The 21,010-nt window shown below is 67.6% G+C and carries 22 protein-coding genes; 14 read left to right on the forward strand and 8 right to left on the reverse strand.

Annotated elements, in window-relative coordinates; genetic code table 11:
• Positions 1–358: 358 nt before the first annotated feature.
• Positions 359–559 carry a DUF397 domain-containing protein gene (locus tag ACIP8W_RS11515; RefSeq protein ID WP_401948643.1) on the reverse strand — a complete coding sequence of 67 codons (201 nt, stop codon included), beginning with the start codon at positions 557–559 and terminating at the stop codon, positions 359–361.
• Positions 556–1,428 (reverse strand): helix-turn-helix domain-containing protein, encoded by an 873-nt coding sequence (locus tag ACIP8W_RS11520; protein ID WP_401948646.1) that lies wholly within the window; start codon positions 1,426–1,428, stop codon positions 556–558. The genes ACIP8W_RS11515 and ACIP8W_RS11520 overlap by 4 nt, the downstream gene beginning before the upstream one ends.
• Positions 1,429–1,748: 320 nt before the next feature.
• Between ACIP8W_RS11520 and ACIP8W_RS11525 the strand changes: the two genes are divergently transcribed.
• The 7 genes from ACIP8W_RS11525 to ACIP8W_RS11555 all read left to right on the forward strand — a co-directional run bounded on the left by ACIP8W_RS11525 (position 1,749) and on the right by ACIP8W_RS11555 (position 5,963).
• Complete coding sequence (locus ACIP8W_RS11525) at positions 1,749–2,189, forward strand: ATP-binding protein (protein WP_401949488.1); 441 nt, start codon at positions 1,749–1,751, stop codon at positions 2,187–2,189.
• Between the two features lie 220 nt (positions 2,190–2,409).
• Entirely contained in the window at positions 2,410–2,823 is a 414-nt protein-coding gene (locus ACIP8W_RS11530; RefSeq protein WP_402151701.1) for a DUF6302 family protein, read from the forward strand.
• 87 nt (positions 2,824–2,910) lie between these two features.
• The gene (locus ACIP8W_RS11535) at positions 2,911–3,699 is read left to right on the forward strand and encodes a hypothetical protein (RefSeq protein ID WP_402202780.1); all 789 of its coding nucleotides are present in this window, start codon (positions 2,911–2,913) and stop codon (positions 3,697–3,699) included.
• Positions 3,696–4,454, forward strand: a complete 759-nt coding sequence (locus ACIP8W_RS11540; protein WP_402151697.1) for an aKG-HExxH-type peptide beta-hydroxylase — start codon at positions 3,696–3,698, stop codon at positions 4,452–4,454. The genes ACIP8W_RS11535 and ACIP8W_RS11540 overlap by 4 nt, the downstream gene beginning before the upstream one ends.
• Positions 4,451–5,122, forward strand: a complete 672-nt coding sequence (locus tag ACIP8W_RS11545; RefSeq protein ID WP_401948654.1) for a putative 2OG-Fe(II) oxygenase — start codon at positions 4,451–4,453, stop codon at positions 5,120–5,122. The genes ACIP8W_RS11540 and ACIP8W_RS11545 overlap by 4 nt, the downstream gene beginning before the upstream one ends.
• A complete protein-coding gene (locus ACIP8W_RS11550; protein ID WP_401948657.1) occupies positions 5,119–5,694 on the forward strand; it encodes a hypothetical protein in 576 nt (191 codons plus the stop codon). Before ACIP8W_RS11545 ends, ACIP8W_RS11550 begins: the two co-directional genes overlap by 4 nt.
• 32 nt (positions 5,695–5,726) lie before the next feature.
• Positions 5,727–5,963: a hypothetical protein gene (locus ACIP8W_RS11555; protein ID WP_401948660.1), complete on the forward strand. Its 237-nt coding sequence runs from the start codon at positions 5,727–5,729 to the stop codon at positions 5,961–5,963.
• Positions 5,964–6,092: 129 nt separating this feature from the next.
• Here ACIP8W_RS11555 and dnaE read toward each other — a convergent pair whose 3' ends face one another.
• Positions 6,093–9,683, reverse strand: coding sequence for a DNA polymerase III subunit alpha (gene dnaE / locus ACIP8W_RS11560; protein ID WP_402151695.1), 3,591 nt, complete (start codon positions 9,681–9,683; stop codon positions 6,093–6,095).
• A gap of 244 nt (positions 9,684–9,927) precedes the next feature.
• Positions 9,928–10,104, reverse strand: coding sequence for a hypothetical protein (locus tag ACIP8W_RS11565; RefSeq protein ID WP_401948665.1), 177 nt, complete (start codon positions 10,102–10,104; stop codon positions 9,928–9,930).
• Between the two features lie 274 nt (positions 10,105–10,378).
• Between ACIP8W_RS11565 and ACIP8W_RS11570 the strand changes: the two genes are divergently transcribed.
• The 4 genes from ACIP8W_RS11570 (at position 10,379) to ACIP8W_RS11585 (ending at position 14,373) form a co-directional block, all read left to right on the forward strand.
• Complete coding sequence (locus tag ACIP8W_RS11570) at positions 10,379–11,608, forward strand: NYN domain-containing protein (protein ID WP_402154443.1); 1,230 nt, start codon at positions 10,379–10,381, stop codon at positions 11,606–11,608.
• Positions 11,609–11,701: 93 nt separating this feature from the next.
• Positions 11,702–12,673, forward strand: coding sequence for an ABC transporter ATP-binding protein (locus ACIP8W_RS11575; protein ID WP_401949493.1), 972 nt, complete (start codon positions 11,702–11,704; stop codon positions 12,671–12,673).
• A 172-nt stretch (positions 12,674–12,845) separates the two neighbouring features.
• Positions 12,846–13,676 (forward strand): ABC transporter permease, encoded by an 831-nt coding sequence (locus ACIP8W_RS11580; protein ID WP_401948670.1) that lies wholly within the window; start codon positions 12,846–12,848, stop codon positions 13,674–13,676.
• A 49-nt stretch (positions 13,677–13,725) separates the two neighbouring features.
• Entirely contained in the window at positions 13,726–14,373 is a 648-nt protein-coding gene (locus tag ACIP8W_RS11585; protein ID WP_401948672.1) for a DUF2567 domain-containing protein, read from the forward strand.
• Between the two features lie 27 nt (positions 14,374–14,400).
• On the opposite strand, the gene ybaK is transcribed toward ACIP8W_RS11585, so the two are convergent.
• From ybaK to ACIP8W_RS11605, 4 genes are all read right to left on the reverse strand, one after another.
• Positions 14,401–14,931, reverse strand: coding sequence for a Cys-tRNA(Pro) deacylase (gene ybaK / locus ACIP8W_RS11590; RefSeq protein WP_401948675.1), 531 nt, complete (start codon positions 14,929–14,931; stop codon positions 14,401–14,403).
• Positions 14,932–15,026: 95 nt separating this feature from the next.
• Positions 15,027–15,767: an LON peptidase substrate-binding domain-containing protein gene (locus tag ACIP8W_RS11595; RefSeq protein ID WP_401948678.1), complete on the reverse strand. Its 741-nt coding sequence runs from the start codon at positions 15,765–15,767 to the stop codon at positions 15,027–15,029.
• Between the two features lie 5 nt (positions 15,768–15,772).
• The gene (locus ACIP8W_RS11600; RefSeq protein WP_401948680.1) at positions 15,773–16,042 is read right to left on the reverse strand and encodes a hypothetical protein; all 270 of its coding nucleotides are present in this window, start codon (positions 16,040–16,042) and stop codon (positions 15,773–15,775) included.
• A 54-nt stretch (positions 16,043–16,096) separates the two neighbouring features.
• The gene (locus ACIP8W_RS11605) at positions 16,097–17,692 is read right to left on the reverse strand and encodes an oxidoreductase (RefSeq protein ID WP_401948683.1); all 1,596 of its coding nucleotides are present in this window, start codon (positions 17,690–17,692) and stop codon (positions 16,097–16,099) included.
• Positions 17,693–17,914: 222 nt separating this feature from the next.
• On the opposite strand from ACIP8W_RS11605, the gene hisD reads away from it, so the two are divergent.
• From hisD to hisB, 3 genes are read left to right on the forward strand one after another with little or no spacing between them, the layout of a single operon-like run.
• Positions 17,915–19,237, forward strand: a complete 1,323-nt coding sequence (hisD, locus tag ACIP8W_RS11610; RefSeq protein WP_401948686.1) for a histidinol dehydrogenase — start codon at positions 17,915–17,917, stop codon at positions 19,235–19,237.
• Positions 19,234–20,391: a histidinol-phosphate transaminase gene (locus ACIP8W_RS11615; RefSeq protein ID WP_402202786.1), complete on the forward strand. Its 1,158-nt coding sequence runs from the start codon at positions 19,234–19,236 to the stop codon at positions 20,389–20,391. The genes hisD and ACIP8W_RS11615 overlap by 4 nt, the downstream gene beginning before the upstream one ends.
• Entirely contained in the window at positions 20,388–20,981 is a 594-nt protein-coding gene (gene hisB, locus ACIP8W_RS11620; RefSeq protein ID WP_401948691.1) for an imidazoleglycerol-phosphate dehydratase HisB, read from the forward strand. Before ACIP8W_RS11615 ends, hisB begins: the two co-directional genes overlap by 4 nt.
• The last annotated feature ends 29 nt before the right edge of the window (positions 20,982–21,010 follow it).

Below are 21,010 nucleotides of genomic sequence, written 5' to 3' on the forward strand. Positions count from 1 at the left end.
GGGGAGATTATCTGGCCGCCACCAGGGACACCCACGAGGCCACCAGCGGGGAAGATCACTGGCCGCCCACGGGGAGCACTACGAGGCCGTTGACACGGGGACGCCCTGTTCTTCAGGCGCGAGCGGAACCCGGATTCCCGTGTGCTGTGAGAGCGGTGGACGATGCGCCGCCGGACGAACCGCTGCCCGTCATGGGAGCCCGGAGAGCGGCTTTCCAGCAGGTGAAGGATCTCGGAGTTGATGAGCGCCGATCGGCTGTCCCCGCTGTGCTCCCAGGAGGGCAGGGAGTCGCTGCTGCATGGCGTTCCTTCCTCGTCGAGTCACTGACCGAGGAAGGGGAACGCTCCTGTTCGCTGGTTCAGTCGGCAACAGTGGGAATGAAGAGTGCCCAGGATGTGGGTGACATGGTCAGGGCGGGAAGGTTTATGTCCTTGGAGTCGCGTACCTTGACCGTGCCTGACGCGAAGGCGACCTCCACACAGGCGTTGCCGCTGCCTTCCGAGTAGGAAGACTTGAACCATGGGCGGTCGGGGAGGTGACGTATCTGTGTGTTGGTCATGTGATCTCTCGCGCTAGTTTTCGGATAAAATCTGGGGTTTCCTCCGGGGGGAGAGCGGACGCGGTGAGCCGCTCGAACCGTCGAGTGAAAACCCCTACATCGCGGGGCTTGCCGGACATCGACAGAGCACCCCACGCGGTATCCACCTGGACTTGGGACGGCAGCACGTCCCCCATGTCCAGAATGCTGAAGTCGCCGGCGAAGCGATAGCGCTTTCCGGCCGAGGGCAGGACCTGGATCGTCACGTTCTTGCTCTCCGAGAGCTTGACGATCTCCTCGCACTGTTCCCGTACGACATCAACGCTGCCCACGATGTGGCGGAACGCCGGCTCCCCGATGATGGCGTGCAGTGTCACTGGATCTTCGTCACGGGTGAGGAACTCGCGACGCCGCATCCTCAGCCTCACGGCCTTGTCCACGGACTCTGTTGTCACTTCCAGCACGGGTTGTTGCATCGCGAAGATGGCGCGTGCGTACCGCTCGGTCTGAAGACTCCCCCAGGGCAGCAGAGGGTGGAACGCCCGAATCATTCGGGCTCCTTCCTCGATACCCACGAACTTCGACATCAGGGGCGGTGTCATCGCGTCCTTGAAGTCCGCCACCCACTCCTCGCTCGATGCCTCCCGCTGGATGCTCAACAGCTCCTCGACGACCTCCTCGTCAGTGACTCCGTACCGTTCGAGGAGGTCACGCAGATGGCTGGACCGGCGCAGGGAGGAAAGGCCCGTTTCGACGCGTTGCAGCATCGCTTCGGAGAACGGCAGTCCGTCCGACGCGTCTTGCAGTGTGAAGCCGGTGGTTGATCGCAGGCGGCGGAGTTCCTGGCCCAGTGCGATGCGGCGGCCGGTTGGCCTCGGTCGAGCTGGCAACTGCTTCCCTCCTCAGCGTATGTGCGCGCCATCATCGCTGACACGCGCAGTCTGCTACCCCACGGGTTCGGTGTGCCGACCCATGGGCGGTCTCTGGCATTTTCCAGTTTAGTCCTCAGAGAGGATTCTGAGGGGATTCTCTTGAATCCTAATGACTCGTTGGGACAGTCTGGTGGAGCGACCTTCTCGGCACGAATCGTCCGGGTACGGGTAGTTGTCAGGCCGATCCGTTGCCCTGGCAACTACCGGTCGTATGGCTCTTGGAGATCCGAGAGCGGTCGGGTCTGGACCCGTCCGCCAGGGAGGGACCTGTGACCGTGATGAGAACCATGCGGATCGGCGCTGTGCCGGTGGCGCGCGTGTGGTCGACGGACTACGCCATGGTGGAGGGGTCGGTGGGTCTCGCCCGGATACATGTCCGCCGAAATCTGACGGCAATGGGTTGGGCCGGTGACGTGGAGGACATGGTCCTCATCGTTTCGGAACTTGTTTCGAATGCGATCAACCACGGCCGGATCGTCGGCGAAACGCTCACCGTACGCGTAGCCGTACTTGAAGAGGGTGGTCTTCTCCTCGATGTGTCCGACCGGCTTGCCGTGTTCCCACACTTTGACGAAGTGCTGGCCTGCCCGCCGGACGATGCCGAGGGCGGCAGAGGACTTCTGGTGATTCGGGCCGTAGGAGCCCAACTTGAGTGGTTCCCGTGCCGGGGCGGTGGCAAGACAGTACGTGCCCATGTAGTTGCCAGGAGGAGGGATTGACCAGAGACCGGATGGCTGCTGAGATCGTCCCGGCCTGTCCCACTCCGGCCTATCCCACCCCGGACTTCGCCGTACCTGTCAGGAAATGGAGTCACGACCTCGCCACTCTGGAACGCGTTCTGGCCCGGCTGAGGGAGTCGCCCTCTGTATCTTCCGCCCGGGACCTTGCCAGTAGGGATGACACCCAGTGAAGGCAACCGCCCCGAGCGTTCCAGCAGCAATGTATCCGCGATCTACGATCAAGGTATGGCCCGCACACGACGCCTATGACTACGAATACCTTGGCGCCGGGCTGGCTGACCGTCGTCTTTTGGACGACAGCGTTGCGATCCAGGTTTTCCGGGCCCCGTTGCTGGCTGTGCCGGTCGGTGGACGGCGACGTGGTGGGTACTTCATCGTCAGCGGTTTGAGTAACGCGAGGGCGGTATGCGATGTGCTTCGGGGCCGCCCCGGTTTTCTCCTGCCACGGCAGAGATGGGCTCCCGCTCCGGACTCGTACTACGTCGTGGAGTGGGGTGAGCGGGGTCCCCGGGGCGATACCGATACGCGAGCGCGATTTTACGGATACGCCGAGGAGGCGATCGTGACCGGGCGTGTCCAACTACCGCCGCTCCCACCTGATCCGTTCTCATAGCGGCTGGAAAGAATCGGTTCGAGAAGGGTCCAGACGAAACGGAATGTTGCACGCTCGCGCCATGCTCGGCTTACTCATGGAGGAACCATGACGCCATCCGTAATCGATGCTGATCAACAGGCCCTAGATACGCTGCTGCGTACTTTCTACACAGTTCCGCGTGTTGGGCGGGAGAAGTTGAGTGATGGTGGAGGACCCTTCGGGTTCGACATCGTCACCGCGATTCAGGTCGACTTCTTGATCCGTGCCTATGGGTGCGATGGAATTGCCGAGGCCGGTTGCTTTCTCGGTGACACAACCGAATATCTGGCCCGTCTCTACCCGCACCTTCCAGTACGCACGTGTGATGTTGATCCACGAAGCGCCGGATTTACACGCCAGAGGCTTCGATGCCGAGAGAACGTGGACGTCTATCTGGGCGACTCGGGCGAACTCATGCTGACCCTCCTCTCTGGCCTGGCGCGGCCTCTTGTGTATCTGGATGCGCACTGGAATTCCCGCTGGCCCCTTCAGGACGAGTTGATCTCCATCATCGCCGGCATCGTCGTCGTGGATGACTTCAACATCGGTCACGCGTCGTTCGGTTACGACCACTACGACGGACTGGTGTGCGGTCCGGAACTGGTTGCACGCACCCTTCCGGAAGTGGATGAGCTGTTCGTCGGGAACCCGTACGCCGGCTATCCCGTTCCTTGCCTTCAGACCGGTCGTCGCTCAGGCACCGGCTATCTCCCCAGATCCCTGGAGGCAGCGCCGCTCGCTCAGTCTCAGATGTTCATCCGTGTTCCTGTACGGCCCAGCGTGATGTTTCCTTCCTGGAAGATCTACGAGCACGACCGGCTGCGGCACACTGCATCGGCGAGGGAGCAGGTATGAGCACCCATCAAAGTCGCCTCGATCTGACGGCTCTTCGGGGTGTGCCCTTTGTCAACGATGACTTTGTGGTATCGAGACTTGCTTCCGCAGCGGTTGCCGTGCGGCAGTATCGCGCCCAGGAGATGAAGCTCACCGGCCTTCCCGGCAAGACTGACTTCGTTTCCTGGCTCTCCCCCGATACAGCAGTAAGGACACGTCCCCAAGCTGTCGTGGTTCAGTCCCGAGAGGTCTCCCGGATCAGGATGCGGAGCGTCGGGGAGGCCACGGAATATCTCTCCGGGATTGTCCCGGCTTGGCGTTCGCTGCTGAGCCTGCCGGTCCGTTATCGGTTGCTGGAGCGTTCGAACCCCGCTCTCTCCGCCTCCTTCTACCTGTGGCCGCAGCACATTCTGCTCTCCGATGCAGCGTTCGACGGCCAGCAGGTTTTGAGGGAACTCCTGCTTCATGAGCAGTGCCATCAATGGCTCTATCTCATTGAGGAACTGTGGCCCCTGGATGTTCCGGAGGCACGCCGTGTGACCCTGCCCTCCGGTACATCCGGTCGAGCGCCCCGAGAGGTCATCGGTGCCGCACACGTTGCCGCCAGCACTGTTCGCATGTACCGGGCGGCCGGTGGAGACTGCCCCGGGGCGGAGGAACGCATCGCATTCTTCACCGAGTACGGACGTGGCTGTCTCGTACTGCTCAACGGTCTGGACAAAGAACTGACCGACACGGGGAGAGCCCTGACCCGCTATCTCCAGGAGGCTTTATGAAGACGACTGTTGTTCCGACAGCGACGACATTCCTGACCTGGCCCACACCGTTCTATCAGGCGGACTTGGCTGCCATGGAAGAACCCGGTCTCGGCCCGGAGACCGTCACCGAGATGAACGACCAACTGCGTACATTGATCCTTGACGCCGAGAAGAAACAGGCGGAATACACCTTCGGCGTGATCGGTGCGCAGAAGTCCAGTCTTGACATTCTGCGTTGGGACCATCCCGCCGTGGACTGGCTGCGGGGACGTATCCTCTCCGCGATCCGTGATCTGACTCGTGACTGTCTCTCGGACAACGAAGAGCTGGCCGGCACTGTCTTCGACAAGTCGGAGATCGAAGCCGAGGGCTGGGCGGTCGTGTATCACGAAGGTGGTAGCCACCGGCAGCACACCCACCACGACTCCGTGTTTTCCGGCACGTATTACATCGAGACCGGCGGTGTCGGTCCCGATGCCGGATTGCTTCAGCTGCTCGATCCCCGTCCCGCAGCCGTCGCGCGCCAAGCCAGCCCTGGTGTCTATGCGGTACAGCCCCGGCCCGGGATCCTCGTCGGCTTTCCTTCCTGGCTGCCTCACTCGGTGAAGGCAACCCTGCATGGAGAGGGCACCCGTATCTGTATCGCCTGGAACGCCGGATTCGGGACGACGGAGGCCCTGTCATGAGTAGCCTCATCAAAACCGGCCCGAAAACGGTCACCCGTCTGTGGGAAACAGCATGTGCGGTCCGCACACTGGATTTGAGCGGCGTAGTTCAAGACCCGGCCCCGGTCATCAGTGTCGATGGCGCGCAGTGTGAAGCGGTTCCCCTCGATGGGCTGCTCCGCGACCCCGACGAACTCCAGGCTCAGTTCCTGGATGCGGTGAAGAGTCTCCAGGGGTATGGGGCCAATGGTGGTCTCCCCGCCATCACGTTTACACCGAGCATCCGTCTGACCGCCGAAATCTGGCGCCCCGGGCATGAGGTTCCACAGGATTCCTCGCCGGACGACCTGATCGGTTGGTGCTTCATCAGCGCGACCGGACCGCGCCATCAAGACTCCGGGTCCGTGGCCCTTCTCGATCCCCGGGCGGGGAGCGAGAGGACCGCGATGCCTGGTCTGCCCTGGGGGCGGGAGTTCACGTTCCGTCCGGTCCCCGGGCTGCTGGCGGTTGCACCTGGCTGGCTCACCAGCACGGTGCGACCGCTGGAAGACGGCCAGACGGCCGTTGTGGTGGTTGCACACGTGACCATCTGACTCGCACATACACCGCACAGAAGGAGACGGATATGAGCGCTTTCGCCACTGGCGATGTTTCAGGCATCGTTGAACCGAAGCCCCTGAGCCTCGACGCACCTGGCCTCGGAGTGACAGCCGCCGATGTGGATGCTTATACAGAACTGGCCTCCATCGGCATCATCGGGGCCGGTGCCAACAACTGCGGTGCTGTCCAGGACAACGCCGCTCTCAGGCCGGAGACCACGGTCAGCCTGAAGTCATCGCTCGCCCGACCCTCCGGACAGTAAGACTCGTGGCACAGAGGCGCGCGCTGACAGGACGTACCTGTCAGCGCGCGCTTTACTTCACCGTTCTTCGTTCAGCCGTTTTCGTACTCGGCCTTCGGCCGAGTCACATCGGCTTCGTACCGCTGTGGTTCACGCGATACCGATCCAGGCGTCCGTTCCGAAGGCTCCCTTGATGTCGGAAGCAACGGCATTGGGGTCGACCAGGTATCCCAGCTCGTACACGACGGTCTTCGCTGGTGTCTGGACGCGCATCCTTACTGGGCTTTCGCCCCTGTGAGCTGTGAGGATGCGCTTCAGCTCGGCTACCGCAAGCTCGTTGACCCGATGTGCGTGGAACGCGAGCTGCACAGGAGGTCTGCCGCCGTGCTCGGCTGAGGAGACGTCGATCACCTTGAGTTCCTGACCGTAGATATTGACGACCCCGTCCCTCTCATTGAGCCGGCCCTCCACCGAGACCACGGTGTCCTCGATCAGGGCCGCCGCGATGAGGTTGTAGACCGCGGGGAAGAAGAGGACCTCCATCGCGCCGTCTCGGTCCGCGAGGTTCACGATTGCCCAGGCGTTGCCTTGCTTGGTCATACGGCGATCCACTCCGGTGATGAGCCCGGAAAGTTTCACGACACCTTCGGTGCGGCCCGAGCCGAGAAGTTCGCTGATCGTCGTGTCTCGGTGGCGGGACAGGATGTGTTCGGTTCCGTCCAGCGGGTGTGCCGAAACATAGAGGCCAAGCATCTCCCGCTCTGTGGCCAAGAGCTGTTTGCGGGGCCACTCGCCCTCATCGATGGCAAAGTCGAGACCGAATGAAGGACCGTCGTCGCTACCCCCACCGATCCCTGCGAATAGATCATCCTGGCCGAATGAGGCAGCCTTTTTCACCGGGATGACCGAGTCGATCGCGTCCTCGTGTACAGCCGACAATCCCTTACGGCTGTGCTGGAGTGAGTCGAAGGCGCCGGCCTTGATCAGGGACTCCACCGCCCGCTTGTTCAGCGCGGCGATTTCGGCCTTGTCGAGGAAGTCCGGGAAGGAAGAATACTTCCCCTTGGACTTCCGGGAGGCGACCAGAGACTCGATCACTCCTTCGCCGACGTTGCGTACCGAGCGGAGGCCGAACCGTACGTTGTCGCCGATGGCGGTGAAGTCGGCAACGGACTCGTTGATGTCCGGGGGAAGAACCTGAACCCCTAGCTTTCGGGCATCAGCCAGATAAATGGCAGCCTTGTCCTTGTCGTCTCCGACCGAGGTGAGCAGCGCGGCCATGTACTCGGCCGGGTAGTTTGCCTTGAGGTAGGCGGTCCAGTAGGAGACGAGTCCATACCCTGCGGTGTGGGACTTGTTGAAGGCGTAGCCCGAGAACGGGAGCATGACGTCCCACAGAGCCTTGATGGACTCCTCGGAGTAGTTGTTGTCCTGCATTCCTCCGTGGAATTTCTCCCACTCGGCTGCCAGTACCTCGGGTTTCTTCTTTCCCATGGCGCGGCGCAACAGGTCGGCGCCACCGAGGGTGTAGTTGGCGAGCTGCCGGGCGATGGCCATGATCTGCTCTTGGTAGACCAGCAGATGGAACGTCGTGCCGAGAATGGGTTCCAGAGCGGACTCAAGCTCCGGATGGATGGGGTCGATGGTCTGACGACCGGTTTTACGGTGCGCGTAGTTGGTGTGAGCGTTGGCCGCCATCGGACCCGGACGGTACAGCGCGAGTGCTGCCGCGATGTCCTCGAATCGGCTCGGCTCCATCAGCTTCAGCAGTGTGCGCATACCGCCGCCGTCGAGCTGGAACACGCCGAAGGTGTCACCGCGTGCCAGCAGTTGGAAGGTGGTGGCGTCGTCCAAGGGAATCGACTGGGCGCCGTTCTGCGGGACAGCATCTGTCGTGATGTTGACCCCACGGTTTTCGCGGACGTTCTGAATCGCCTGATCGATGACGCCCAGGTTCCTCAGGCCAAGGAAGTCCATTTTGACCAGCCCCATGTCCTCGCAACTGGGGTAGTCGAATCCGGTGATTTTCACGCCGTCCTTGGCGCGCATGTGCAGCGGGATACGTTCGGTGAGTTTGGTCTTCGACAGGATGACCGCTGCGGCGTGAACTCCGGTGTTACGGATCAGTCCCTCTACGCCCTTTGCTCCGTCAATGACCTTCCTGACGTCCGGTTCGTTCTCGTACAGTGCCCGGATCTCGCTGGCCTCGCCGTGCCGGGGGTGGCTCGAATCAAAGATTCCGTTGATCGGGATGCTTTTTCCCATGACATCCGGAGGCAGGGCCTTCGTGATCCGTTCGCCATGTGAGAAGGGGTAGCCGAGAAGTCGCGATGTATCTTTGATCGCGTTCTTTGCCTTGAGCTTTCCGAAGGTATTCACCATGGCGGTGTATTCATCGCCGTACTTCGAGACGACATAACGCACCATGGCATCGCGCTGGCGGTCGTCGAAGTCGAGGTCGACATCCGGAGGGTTGATGCGCTCGGGGTTCAGGAACCGCTCGAAAAGAAGTCCGTGCTCCAGCGGGCACAGCTCGGTGATACGGGTGGCGTACGCGACGATCGAACCGGTGGCAGATCCACGACCGGGACCGACGGGGATCTTGTTGTCGCGGGCATGTCGACAGATGTCGGCGACAACAAGGAAGTACGAGGAGAAACCCATCGGGCCGATGACCGTCATCTCGGTCTCGAACCGTTCCATGACATGATCGGGGATCGGTGACCCGTAGCGCATCTCAAGGCCCTTGAGGACATCCTTGCGCAGCCACGATTCCTGGGTTTCCCCCTCGGGGACATCCGGGTACTGCGGCATCTCGTCCTCGGGGGTGAAGACCTCTTCGTACGACTCGATGCGCTCTGCGATCAGTAGTGTGTTGTCGCATGCCTCGGGAAGTTCGGAGAACAGCTCCCGCATCTGGGCGGCCGTCTTGAGGTAGTAGCCGCTGCCGTTGAACCGGAAGCGATTCGGGTCGTCCTTGTTCTTTCCCACGCCAATGCACAGGAGGTTGTCGTGGGCGTCAGCGTGCTCTTCGAGAACGTAATGAGCGTCGTTCGTGGCCAGCAGCGGAATATTGAGATCCTTTGCCAGTCGCAAAAGATCGGCGCGGACATTGCGCTCCAAGTCCAGTCCGTGGTCCATCAGTTCGAGGAAGTAGTTTTCTTTCCCGAAGATGTCCTGGTATGCCCCGGCGACTTCCCGGGCCTCGTCGTATTGGTTCAGGCGCAGCCTGGTCTGGATCGCTCCGGAAGGACAGCCGGTTGTCGCAATGATTCCGCTGGAGTTCTCGGAGATCAGCTCCATGTCCATGCGAGGCTTGCCGGCCGGGAACTGGCCCGTGTACGACGCTTCGGTCGACATGTAGAAGAGGTTTCGCAAACCCTGGACATTCTGTGCCCACATCGTCATGTGGGTAAAGCGACCGCCTCCGGAGACATCCTTCGATCCCTCGCCGTCGTCAGACATCGCCCGGACTCCACCAGGTCCCCAGAACTCCTGCTTGCGGTTGCGGCGTGATGACGGCGCGACGTACGCCTCGATGCCGATGATCGGCTTCACACCGTCGAACTTCTTGGCCACCTGCTGGAACTCGTACGCTCCGAACATGTTGCCGTGATCGCTCATGGCGATCGCCGGCATCTCCTGACGAGCGACCTCGGCGAACATCGGACCGAGCCGCTGGGCGCCGTCGAGCATTGAGTATTCGGTGTGATTGTGCAGGTGAACAAAGCTGTCGGCCACCGGACGGGCTCCTCCGAGGAAGGTTCGTGGGAAGCGCCCACCCTATCCCTCGGTTCCCGGTGAAGCCCTGAGCCCCAGGGGCCCCGAGGCGACCGCCGGGACGGTGAAACGGTGACCTCGGACTATCACGCAAAGTTGCTCCGGGGCTCTTGCGTGTAGCGACCCGGCCGGGCGGACATCGGTACGGCGGTGAGGGGCGCGCCCGGTTGTGGGCGCGCCCCTCATCCGTATGGGCGGGTCGGCGTCAGTTGTGGCCGAAGCGCTTCTGCCGCTTGTGTGCCACGTCCGTCGGCGCTATCTGCGACAGCCGTTGTTCGGAGCGGTCCTCCATGGACGAGGTCTTCGAATCCTCGGATCCACGCTCCGCTTCCGAACGCGGGTTCTGTTTATTGGCGCGATCGCGATTCTTGTGCTTGGCCATGGTGATGCCTCCTGCGGGTATGTTCGAGGGACGTCGGCCGCATTCAGCCTCACATAGCCCGCTAAACGCCGCATTTTGGATCATCACCGTGTGGAGTGGCACCTCTTCATCGGAGCGGACCGGTAATACGCCACGCCGATGATCGAGTTCCGGACGTTAAGCATCTCGCGGTCGGGCAGACTCCAGGGAAACCCTGAGTAACCCCGGACGATTGACCCCCAGCCTCCCGATCTTCGGGTCCCGAGGTTCCGAAGCCCGAGGTTCCCGAAAGAAGGTGGAACACGTGGACCGCTGCGTCGTCCTGGTGGACGCCGGATATCTGCTGGGTGCCGCCGCGAGTCTCCTCGCCGGAGAACCGGCCCGTTCCCGCATCACCGTCGACCACGCCGCCCTCATCCAGGGACTGCGAGAACGGGCCGAGGCGGATACGGAACAGCCGCTGCTCCGTATCTACTGGTTCGACGGCGCCCCCGACCGGGTCCCGCAGCCCGAGCACCGGAGGCTGCGGGTGATGCCCCGCGTCACCGTCAGGCTCGGCGCGCTGACCCGCAGCGACGGGCGCTGGGCACAGAAGGGCGTCGACGCGGCGATGCACGCCGAGCTGACCGAGCTGGCCAGGAACCGCGCCTGCTCGGACGTGGTGCTGGTGACCGGTGACGGCGATCTGCTGCCCGGCCTGATGTCGGCGAAGGAGCACGGCGTCGCCGTCCACCTCTGGGCCGTACAGGCCGCCGACGGCGACTACAACCAGTCCGAGGACCTGGTCGCCGAGGCCGACGAGCGGCGGGTCCTCGACCGGATCTGGATCACCAAGGCCGTCCGGGCGAAGGAGCTGGGCGGGATCTGCGCGCCCTCGCCGGTGCCGCGCCCGGAGATCGCGGCGATCCTCTCCGCGCCGCTCCCCGAGTCCGGGCAGAGCGGCGGCGGCGAGCGCGACGGCTCGGCCGCGCCGGTGGAGCCGCCCGCCGAGGACAGCCCCGAGAGCCGCTCGGCGAAGGGGGTCGTTCCCACCCCCAAGGACCTGGCGGCCCTGCGCGCCCCCGGCGCCCAGTTGTCCGCCCCCCAGCCCCAGCCCACGGGCGCCACCCTGCGCTGGTCCTCCGACAAGGGCTGGGTCGAGCGCCCCGGCAGCGGTACGGCGGGCGAGCCGCCCGAGACGGCGTCGCTGCCGACACTGGCCCAGCTCACCAGCGCGGAGCAGCGCTGGGCCGACCGCGAGGAGGACATCACCACGGTCGGCGGCGACCCGTTCGAGGTCGGCCAGGTCTTCGCCCGCCGCTGGATGGAACGGCTCCCGGAGACGGGGCACGTACAGAAGCTGTCCGTGATGTACCCGCGCGTCCCGCACCGCATCGACGGCGAACTGCTGCGGTACGCGGCGCGCTTCGGGCTGCTGGCGCACAAGGACGACCAGATCGACGAGCACGACCGGTACGCGATCAGGGCGGGCTTCTGGCGCGAGATCGACGTACGGGCCGACGCGGAGGTGCCGTCCGGCGGCTGAGAGCCGGGTGCTGAGGCCCGGTCGCGGCAGGGAACGGCACCCCCGCCGCCATCGGACGGCGCCGCACCCGTAAGGTCGTTGTTCGTGAGTACGGTGTGTGTGGTGCGCGATCTGGTCAAGACGTACCCCGCCGCGCGCGGCAGGCGAGGGACACCGGCGACGCCGGAGGTACGGGCCACGGACGGCATCTCGCTGGACGTACGGCGGGGCGAGGTCTTCGGGCTGCTCGGCCCCAACGGCGCGGGCAAGTCCACGCTCGTACGGCAGCTCACCGGTCTGATGCGGCCCGACTCGGGCGAGGTCGAGATCCTCGGCCACGATCTGGTGCACCACCCGGAGCGGGCCTCCCGGCTCATCGGCTATCTGGGACAGGAATCGACCGCCCTCGACGAACTGACCGTCTCGCTCGCCGCCGAGACCACCGGCCGGCTGCGCGGGCTCACGCTCGCGGCGGCCCGCGCCGAACGGGACGAGGTCCTCGACGAGCTGGGGCTCACCGAGATCGCGGGGCGGCCCCTGAAGAAGCTGTCCGGCGGTCAGCGCCGGCTCGCCTGCTTCGCCACGGCGCTGGTGGGGGAGCGGCCCGTACTCGTCCTGGACGAACCGACCACCGGCATGGACCCCGTCGCACGGCGGGCCGTGTGGGCGGCGGTGGACCGGCGCCGGGTGGAGCGCGGCGCGACCGTACTGCTGGTCACCCACAACGTCATCGAGGCGGAGACCGTGCTCGACCGGGTCGCCGTGCTGGAGCGCGGCAAGGTCATCGCCTGCGACACGCCGTCCGGGCTGAAGCAGGAGGTCGCGGGCGAGGTACGGGTCGAGCTGGTGTGGCGCGAACGCGCCCCGCTGGAGGTCCCCGAGGTCGCCGCGCTGCGCGGATCCGCGCAGGAGTCGGGGCGCCGCTGGGTCCTGCGGCTCGCCCCCGACGAGGCCCGCGCGGCGGTCGCCGCGGTGACCGGCGGCGCGGCCTTCGCGGCGCTGGACGACTTCACGCTCGCGACACCGAGCCTGGAGGATGTCTATCTGGCGCTCGGCGGCCGGGCGCAGGGGCTGGTGAAGGCATGAGCGGCCGGGCAGGGGGCCGCGCGGAGGGTGCGGGCGGCCGGGCCCGGGGTCCCGGGCGGTCCCCGGGGACGAGCGCGCGGGCCGGGTGCTCCCTGCCCGGGTGGGGCCGGGAGGCCGGTTCCCGTGGCAGGGTGGGGCCCGTCGAGGCCGTAACGACAAGGAGCAGCGCCAGGTGAGCATCGTGCCCGCGGAGGCAGTGTCCCGGAGGATCCGGACCGCGACCGCGCGAGAGAACCATGCCGAGCCGCCCGCGCCCCTCGCGCCCCGGGCGCGGCTGCTGCCCTCGCTCGCCGCCGTCTACCGCGCCCAGCTGTCCCGGGCCAGGGTCGCCCGGATCCCGCTGCTCTTCGTGGCGACCTTCCAGTCGGTCGGGATCATGATCCTGATGCGCGGGGTCGTCGACGGGGGCGCCGAGGCGCGGGCCGTCGTCGCCGGGTCGAGCGTGCTGGTCGTCGCGTTCGTGGCGCTCAATCTGCTGGCCCAGTACTTCGGCCAGCTCCGGGCCAACGGAGGGCTCGACCACTACGCGACGCTGCCGGTGCCGCCCGCGGCGGTGGTGCTGGGCGCGGCCGGTGCGTATGCCTCCTTCACTGTGCCCGGCACCCTGGTCACGGCCGTCACCGGCAGCCTGCTCTTCCAGCTGCCGCTCACGCATCTGTGGGTGCTGGCCGCGGTCATCCCGCTGTCCGGCGCCGCCCTCGCCGGGCTCGGCGCGGCCCTCGGGCTGCTCGCGCCCCGCCCGGAGCTGGCGACGCTCCTCGGCCAGCTGGGGATGTCCGCCGCGCTGCTGCTGGGCGTGCTGCCCGCGGACCGGCTGCCGGAGCCGATCGGCTGGGCGCGGGATCTGCTGCCGTCGACGTACGGTGTCGAGGCCCTCGCCCGTACGTTCGACACGCACCCCGACTGGGCGGTGGTCGCCCTCGACCTCGGGGTGTGCGCGGCGGTCGGGGTCTGTTCGCTGGCCGTGGCGACGTGGGCGTACCGGAAAGCGGCCGTCCGCTGAGCCCCGGTCCGGTGCGGCGGGGCCCCGCCGGGCCTGGCACGATGGCACAGTGACCGCACCCCTGACGCCTCCCCACCAGCCGCCGCACGACGATCCCTGGCAGACACCGCCCGCCGGGGTGTCTCCCTACCCGGTCGCCGCCGATGTGGACGACGGCCCCGGGATGCGGACCGAGGCGCGGCAGGCGGTCGTGGTCCTGGCGGTGCTGGCGCTGGCCGGGCTGGCGCTCGGACTGCTGTGGCTCTGGCTGGCGCCCCGGGTCCCGCTGGTGTCGGACGAGACGGCGGTCTTCCTCAAGGACACGGAGGGCGAGGAGGCCATCGCCGCCGACGGTACGTTTCTGCTGCTGGCCCTCGCGTTCGGCGCGGTCAGCGCGCTGCTGGTCTTCCTCTTCCACCGGCGCGGCGGCGTCGTCCTGGTGGCGGGGCTCGCGCTGGGCGGGCTGCTCGGCGCGGTGGTCGCCTGGAAGTTCGGTACGTCGTTCGGGCCGACCTCGGACGTGGTGGCCCACGCGAAGGCGGTGGGCAAGGGGGCCACCTTCGACGCGCCGCTCGAACTGAACGCGAAGGGCGCGTTGTTGGCGTGGCCGATCGCCGCGATGGTGGTCCACCTGGCGCTGACGGCGCTCTTCGGGCCGCGCGACCCGGAGCCGGAGTGGGACTGGACGCCCACGCCGCCCACCCCGCCGGCGGCGTAGGCGCGGCGCGGGCGGCCGTCGCTGTCCTCAAGCGCCGGAGGGGCTCGATCCCGTCCCCGCCCGAGCCCTCGCGACCGGCGCTGTCACGGCTGCTGTGAGAGCGGCCAGGTCGGCCGGGGACAGCTCCACCTCCAGGCCGCGGCGGCCCGCCGAGACACAGACCGTGGGGTGGGCCGCGGCCGAGGAGTCCAGGACGGTACGGAGCCGTTTGCGCTGGCCGAGCGGGGAGATACCGCCGAGGACATAGCCCGTGGCGCGTTCCGCCGCGGCCGGGTCGGCCAGGGCGGCGCGCTTGCCGCCGACCGCCGCCGCCAGAGCCTTGAGGTCGAGCGACCCGGCGACCGGGACGACCGCCACGGTCAGGTCGCCGTCGACCTCCGCGACGAGGGTCTTGAAGACGCGGTCGGGGGAGACGCCCAGCGCCTCGGCGGCCTCCTCGCCGTACGAGGGGGCGGCCGGGTCGTGCGCGTACGCGTGGAGTGTGTACGGGGTCCCGGCGGCGGCCAGTGCGACCGTCGCGGGGGTGCCCCCGGACTGCTTCTTCGGCTTCTTGGCCAAGGCCGGTGCTTCCTCGTGTCGGTCGGCGGTCGGCGGTGTTGGTCGGTCAGCGGTCAGCGGTCAGCGGTCAGCGGTCGGCGACGGCTGGTCGGGGCTCAGTTGGGGCTGGTCGGCGCGTGGGTCAGGTCCACCGCGGGCAGCGAGGGGAGATGGCGGATGACCGCGGTCTCGGCGCGCAGGAGCTTCAGCTCCTCGCGCAGCCGGGCCGCGATGTCGGGGGCTTCCAGGAGGCGTTGCTTGGTGGGGATGTCGAGTACGGCGGCGGCGGCGACCAGATAGGAGACCACCGAGGCTTCGCGCGGCAGGTCGTCGCTCCTGGAGAGGGAGCGTTCACGCGCTCCGGCCAGCCGCTTCTGGTAGTTCCGGAAGGCGCGCAGCACGCCTTCGGCGAGGGCGTCCGCGCCCTCGCCGGGCTCTTCGGGGAGGTCCTCCAGCTCGCCCGTCAGATACGGGCCGCTCGCGTCGACCGAGCGCAGCCGGACCCGGGTGGTGCCGGTCGCGACCACCTCGAAGCTGCCGTCGGGGCGTTCCCTGATGGTCGCCGCGTCGGCGACACAGCCCACCGGGTGGAAGGAGTCGAGCGGCTCGGGGCCGAAACCGCCGGCCGGGCCGCGTACGGGCGGGGCCGTCCCGTCGGGCATCCCCGGCGCGGTGATCGCCGTCTCGTGCCCGTCACGGATGGCGACCACGGCGAAGCGGCGCGGCTCCGAGTCGTCCGTTTTGAGCAGCTCGCGCATGATCGAGCGATAACGCTCCTCGTAGACGTTGAGCGGCAGGACGAGGCCCGGGAACAGCACCGCGTTCAGCGGGAAGAGGGGGAGGCGTGCGGTGGTCACAACGGTCAAGCGTAATGGCCAGGGGCCCCGGCGCGGTCTGCCCGGTTCCGCAAAGGTGTCGCCGGGGCCACCCGGACCCGTACACCGTCCCGCGTTTCGAGGAAACGGCCCAGCGGATCGTCGGTGAGACAGAGCCACGGGAACGAGGTCGCGTAGGGCCCGATCAGCCGGAGCCGCTCCGGCGCCGCCGTCCAGCGGCCCCGCTCCACCAGGACGTACGCCGGCAGATTGCGCACCTCGGCGGGCCCGGCGGCGTCCGGTGCGTGTGATCGCAAGGCGGTGGGGTGCCCCCCCGGCCGAAGGCCGGGGAGGGACGTTCGCAACACGCCCTAGCCGCGGCGCAGCAGGCGGGTCGCGCCCGCCGCGACCGTGGTCGCCAGGATCCAGCCGACCACGGTCAGGACGGCCGCGGCCCACTGCCAGCCGCCGTACAGCAGCCAGTAGCCGTCCTGGCCGAAGTCGATGACGGGGATCAGCAGGTCGAGCGCGTAGAGGCCGGGGTTCCACACGGGGTGTTCGCCGGGTCTGAGCGGGGCCGGCGGGTGGTGGGCGAAGACGAGGGTGCTGGCGCCCCAGAGGGCGGCCATCCAGAGCGCGGCCCGGCCGGGGCGGTAGCCGTAGGCGACGGTCCAGTCCTGGAGGTAGCCCCAGAGCTTGCCGGCCAGCGGCAGGGTCTCGCGGCGGCGGCGGTGCTTGGCGAGGAGGACCTCGCGGGCGTCGGCGTCCTCGCCGGTGTTGCGCAGGACCTGGGCGAGCCGTTCGTACGGTTCGGGGGAGTACTCGGGGGTCGCCGCGGTCAGCCACTCCAGCCGCCGGACCAGGGGGAAGTGGCCGAAGGGCGCGAGGTTCTCGTAGACGAACCCGCCCATGGCCAGCCCGCCGGGCCCCGGCCAGCTGGTCGACATGTCGACCAGGGTGACGATCCGCGCGCCGCTCAGGACGACGCGGCCCTCCTCCACCCGGTCGCACTTGAAGCGGAGCTCAGGGGTGACGATTCTGCGCAGCGACAGCTCCTCCGTGGGGGAGAGGAAGAACCGGGCCTGGTCCACATCGACCGCGTCACCGAAGCGCCCGTCGTCCAGCCGCACCCCGCCCCGGCACTCGAACCGCTGGAGCCGCGCGCCGAAGAGCGGGCCGGTACCGGTGCCGTACGGCGGGGTGAGCCCGGAGGTGCCGGGGTCCTCGCTGATCCACGCGCCGGTCATGTGGAGCGACCGCTCGACCGTCAGCTGCGGGGCGTTGAACGCGCGCCGCTCCTCGGCGGCGCGCAGCCGGCTGCCGCGCAGGCTCATCGACACACCGATGGTCGCGCCCCGCAGACTGACCTCGCCGTACGTCTCGATCCGGTCGGCCTGGAAGTCCTGGGCGACATACATGCCATCGGCGGCGATGGCCCGGCCGAGCCGGTCGGGACGTACATCGATCTCGCTGATCAGCAGGTCCGTGCCGATGCGGGCGTCGGTCAGCCGGATGCCCCGCTCGACCCGGCAGCGCGGCAGATGGAGATCCCCCTCGGTGTGCAGCCGGGCCGCCTCCAGACGGGGGATCGCGCAGCCCACCATGCGCAGGGTGGTGAAGTGGGACTCGGGCAGCACCACTTCGTTCTCGAACCGGCAGTGGTTCAGCTCCACGTACGGCGCGATCGTGCCGCCCGCGAGGTTGAGCGTCCCGGTGATCTGGACGCCCCGGAGCTTGAGCGCCGCCACCCGGCCGGGGAGCGCGGGCGGGCCGTTGAGCAGCAGCAGGGCGATGACCCGGGCGCGCACACTGCGGTCCGTGCCCCAGGGACGCGGGGCGAAGGGATCGTCGAGCAGCGCGTCGGAGGTGGACAGGTCGTACACACTGCCGTTGCGGAACGACTGCCACATGCCGAGTTCCGCCGGGCTGAGCCAGTCAGGAGATTCGTCGTACTGCGGCTCGGTCACGGCCGCTCCTCTGCTTCCCCGTGTGCGTACAGATGGTCCGAACAACTGATGACAGGCGGTCCGTACAACTGACGACAGCTGCTTCGGTACCACCGTTGTTCCCGCTGTGTGACGTAATGAACGCACTCGGTGACGCGGGTGGTGGGGATCGGCCGTCAGTGGCATGTATCAGCCAGTGATACGGGCGGCGGTGGCCCTGTGGGGTCTGCGAGACTTGACCCTGTGATCTCACGAATCGATCTGCGCGGTGCCGCCCTCCCCGAGGGCGCCGCCCTGCGTGACCTGCTGCCCCGAGCCGAGTTCGATGTGGAGGCCGCGCTGGAGAGAGTGCGGCCGCTCTGCGAGGACGTTCACCATCGGGGCACCGCCGCGCTGATCGAATCGGCTGAGAAGTTCGACGGTGTGACCCTGGAGCGGGTGCGGGTCCCCGTCGCCGCGCTCGGCGCCGCGCTGGAGGCGCTCGACCCGGAGGTCGGGGCCGCGCTGGAGGAGTCGATCCGCCGCGCCCGGCTCGTCCACCGCGCACAGCGCCGTACCTCGCACACCACACAGGTGGTGCCGGGTGGCTCGGTCACCGAGAAGTGGGTGCCGGTCGAGCGGGTCGGGCTGTACGCGCCCGGCGGGCGGTCCGTCTACCCGTCGTCCGTGATCATGAACGTGGTGCCGGCCCAGGAGGCGGGCGTCGGGTCGATCGCGCTGGCCTCGCCCCCGCAGAGGGAGTTCGGCGGCCTGCCGCACCCGACGATCCTGGCCGCGTGCGCGCTGCTGGGGATCGACGAGGTGTACGCGGCGGGCGGCGCGTCGGCCGTCGCGATGTTCGCGTACGGCACCGAGGAGTGCGCGCCCGTCAACATGGTGACGGGCCCCGGCAACATCTGGGTCGCCGCCGCCAAGCGCTACTTCACCGGCCGGATCGGCATCGACGCCGAGGCGGGCCCCACCGAGATCGCCGTCCTGGCCGACGCGACCGCCGACCCGGCGCATGTCGCCGCCGACCTGATCAGCCAGGCCGAGCACGACCCGCTGGCCGCCGCCGTGCTCGTCACCGACTCGGTGGAGCTGGCCGACGCGGTCGACAAGGAGCTGGAGCCGCAGGTCGCGGCCACCAAACACATCGAGGACCGGGTGGCGCCCGCGCTGGCGGGCCGGCAGTCGGCGATCGTGCTGGTCGACTCCATCGAGGACGGGCTGCGGGTCGTCGACGCGTACGGTGCCGAGCACCTGGAGATCCAGACCGCCGACGCCGCCGCGCTGGCCCAGCGGGTGCGCAACGCGGGCGCCATCTTCGTCGGCCCGTACGCCCCGGTCTCGCTCGGCGACTACTGCGCGGGCTCCAACCACGTGCTGCCGACCGGTGGTTGTGCCTGCCACTCCTCGGGGCTGTCCGTGCAGTCGTTCCTGCGCGGCATCCACATCGTCGACTACAGCAAGGACGCGCTCGCGGAGGTCGCCCACCATGTGGTGACACTCGCGGAGGCGGAGGACCTGCCCGCACACGGCGCGGCGGTCAAGGCGCGGTTCGGATGGAAGGTGCCCGGCAAGTGAGTTCCTCCCCACCCCCCGGATCCCCCGGATCCCCCGGATCCCCCGGGACCTTCGGTATCGACGACCTGCCCGTACGCGACGAGCTGCGCGGCAAGTCCCCCTACGGGGCACCGCAGTTGACCGTTCCCGTACAGCTGAACGTCAACGAGAACCCGTACCCGCTGCCCGAGGTGCTCGTCGAGCGCATCGCGGAGCGCGTCCGGGAGGCCGCGCGCGGCCTCAACCGCTACCCGGACCGGGACGCGGTGGAGCTGCGCACCCAGCTCGCCGCGTATCTGACCCGGACCGGGAAGCACCCGCTGACCCTCGCCAACGTCTGGGCCGCCAACGGCTCCAACGAGGTCATCCAGCAGCTGCTCCAGGCGTTCGGCGGCCCCGGCCGTACGGCGATCGGCTTCGAGCCCTCGTACTCGATGCACGGTCTCATCGCGCGCTCCACCAACACCGGCTGGATCTCCGGGCCGCGCGGCGAGGACTTCACCATCGACGTGCCCGCCGCGGTGGCCGCCATCGCCGCACACCGGCCCGAGGTCGTCTTCATCACCTCGCCCAACAACCCCACCGGCACGGCCGTCGACGCGGAGACCGTCCTCGCGCTGTACGAGGCGGCGCAGGCGGCGAAGCCGTCGCTGGTGGTGCTGGACGAGGCGTATGTCGAGTTCAGCCACGGGGACTCGCTGCTGCCGCTCATCGAGGGGCGGCCGAATCTGGTCGTGTCCCGCACGATGTCCAAGGCGTTCGGCGCGGCCGGGCTGCGCCTCGGCTATCTCGCCGCCCACCCCGCCGTGATCGACGCCGTCCAGCTGGTGCGCCTGCCGTACCACCTCTCGGCGATCACGCAGGCCACCGCGCTCGCCGCGCTGGAACACACCGATACGCTGCTCGGGTACGTCGAGAACCTCAAGGCCGAGCGGGACCGGCTCGTCGCCGAGCTGCGCGGGCTGGGGTTCGAGGTCACCGACTCGGACGCGAACTTCGTGCAGTTCGGCCGCTTCGAGGACCCGCACGCGGCCTGGCAGTGGATCCTCGACCGGGGTGTCCTCATCCGTGACAACGGCGTACCGGGACGGCTGCGGGTCACCGCGGGCACCCCGTCCGAGAACGACGCGTTCCTCGACGCGGTACGTGATCTCAAGAAGGAGCAGAACGCATGAGCCGCATCGGCCGCGTGGAGAGAACCACCAAGGAGACGTCCGTCGTCGTCGAGATCGACCTCGACGGCAGTGGAAAGGTCGATGTGGCGACCGGGGTCGGTTTCTACGACCACATGCTCGACCAGCTCGGCCGGCACGGCCTGTTCGACCTCACGGTGAAGACCGAGGGCGATCTGCACATCGACTCCCACCACACCATCGAGGACACCGCCCTCGCCCTCGGCGCCGCCTTCAAGCAGGCGCTCGGCGACAAGGTGGGGATCTACCGGTTCGGCAACTGCACCGTCCCGCTGGACGAGTCGCTGGCACAGGTGACGGTGGACCTCTCGGGTCGCCCGTACCTCGTACACACCGAGCCCGAGAAGATGGCGCCGATGATCGGCGAGTACGACACGACGATGACCCGCCACATCCTGGAGTCCTTCGTCGCACAGGCCCAGATCGCGCTGCACGTCCACGTCCCGTACGGGCGCAACGCCCACCACATCGTCGAGTGCCAGTTCAAGGCGCTGGCGAGGGCGCTGCGGTACGCGTCGGAGCGGGACCCGCGGGCCGCTGGGATTCTTCCTTCGACCAAGGGCGCACTGTGAGCGACGCACGCGTGGCCGCCGGGTCGCTG

Origin of the sequence: Streptomyces sp. NPDC088554 (assembly GCF_044752945.1) — a bacterium.
Taxonomy (GTDB): domain Bacteria; phylum Actinomycetota; class Actinomycetes; order Streptomycetales; family Streptomycetaceae; genus Streptomyces.

What these genes read in the sequence shown, in the direction of transcription:
- ACIP8W_RS11565 (WP_401948665.1), bottom strand. Translation starts at nt 10,104, where the DNA reads ATGGCCAAGCACAAGAATCGCGATCGCGCCAATAAACAGAACCCGCGT.
- ACIP8W_RS11515 (WP_401948643.1), bottom strand. Translation starts at nt 559, where the DNA reads ATGACCAACACACAGATACGTCACCTCCCCGACCGCCCATGGTTCAAG.
- ACIP8W_RS11545 (WP_401948654.1), top strand. Translation starts at nt 4,451, where the DNA reads ATGAAGACGACTGTTGTTCCGACAGCGACGACATTCCTGACCTGGCCC.
- ACIP8W_RS11555 (WP_401948660.1), top strand. Translation starts at nt 5,727, where the DNA reads ATGAGCGCTTTCGCCACTGGCGATGTTTCAGGCATCGTTGAACCGAAG.
- ACIP8W_RS11550 (WP_401948657.1), top strand. Translation starts at nt 5,119, where the DNA reads ATGAGTAGCCTCATCAAAACCGGCCCGAAAACGGTCACCCGTCTGTGG.
- ACIP8W_RS11540 (WP_402151697.1), top strand. Translation starts at nt 3,696, where the DNA reads ATGAGCACCCATCAAAGTCGCCTCGATCTGACGGCTCTTCGGGGTGTG.
- ACIP8W_RS11535 (WP_402202780.1), top strand. Translation starts at nt 2,911, where the DNA reads ATGACGCCATCCGTAATCGATGCTGATCAACAGGCCCTAGATACGCTG.
- ACIP8W_RS11525 (WP_401949488.1), top strand. Translation starts at nt 1,749, where the DNA reads ATGAGAACCATGCGGATCGGCGCTGTGCCGGTGGCGCGCGTGTGGTCG.
- ACIP8W_RS11530 (WP_402151701.1), top strand. Translation starts at nt 2,410, where the DNA reads ATGTATCCGCGATCTACGATCAAGGTATGGCCCGCACACGACGCCTAT.
- hisB (WP_401948691.1), top strand. Translation starts at nt 20,388, where the DNA reads ATGAGCCGCATCGGCCGCGTGGAGAGAACCACCAAGGAGACGTCCGTC.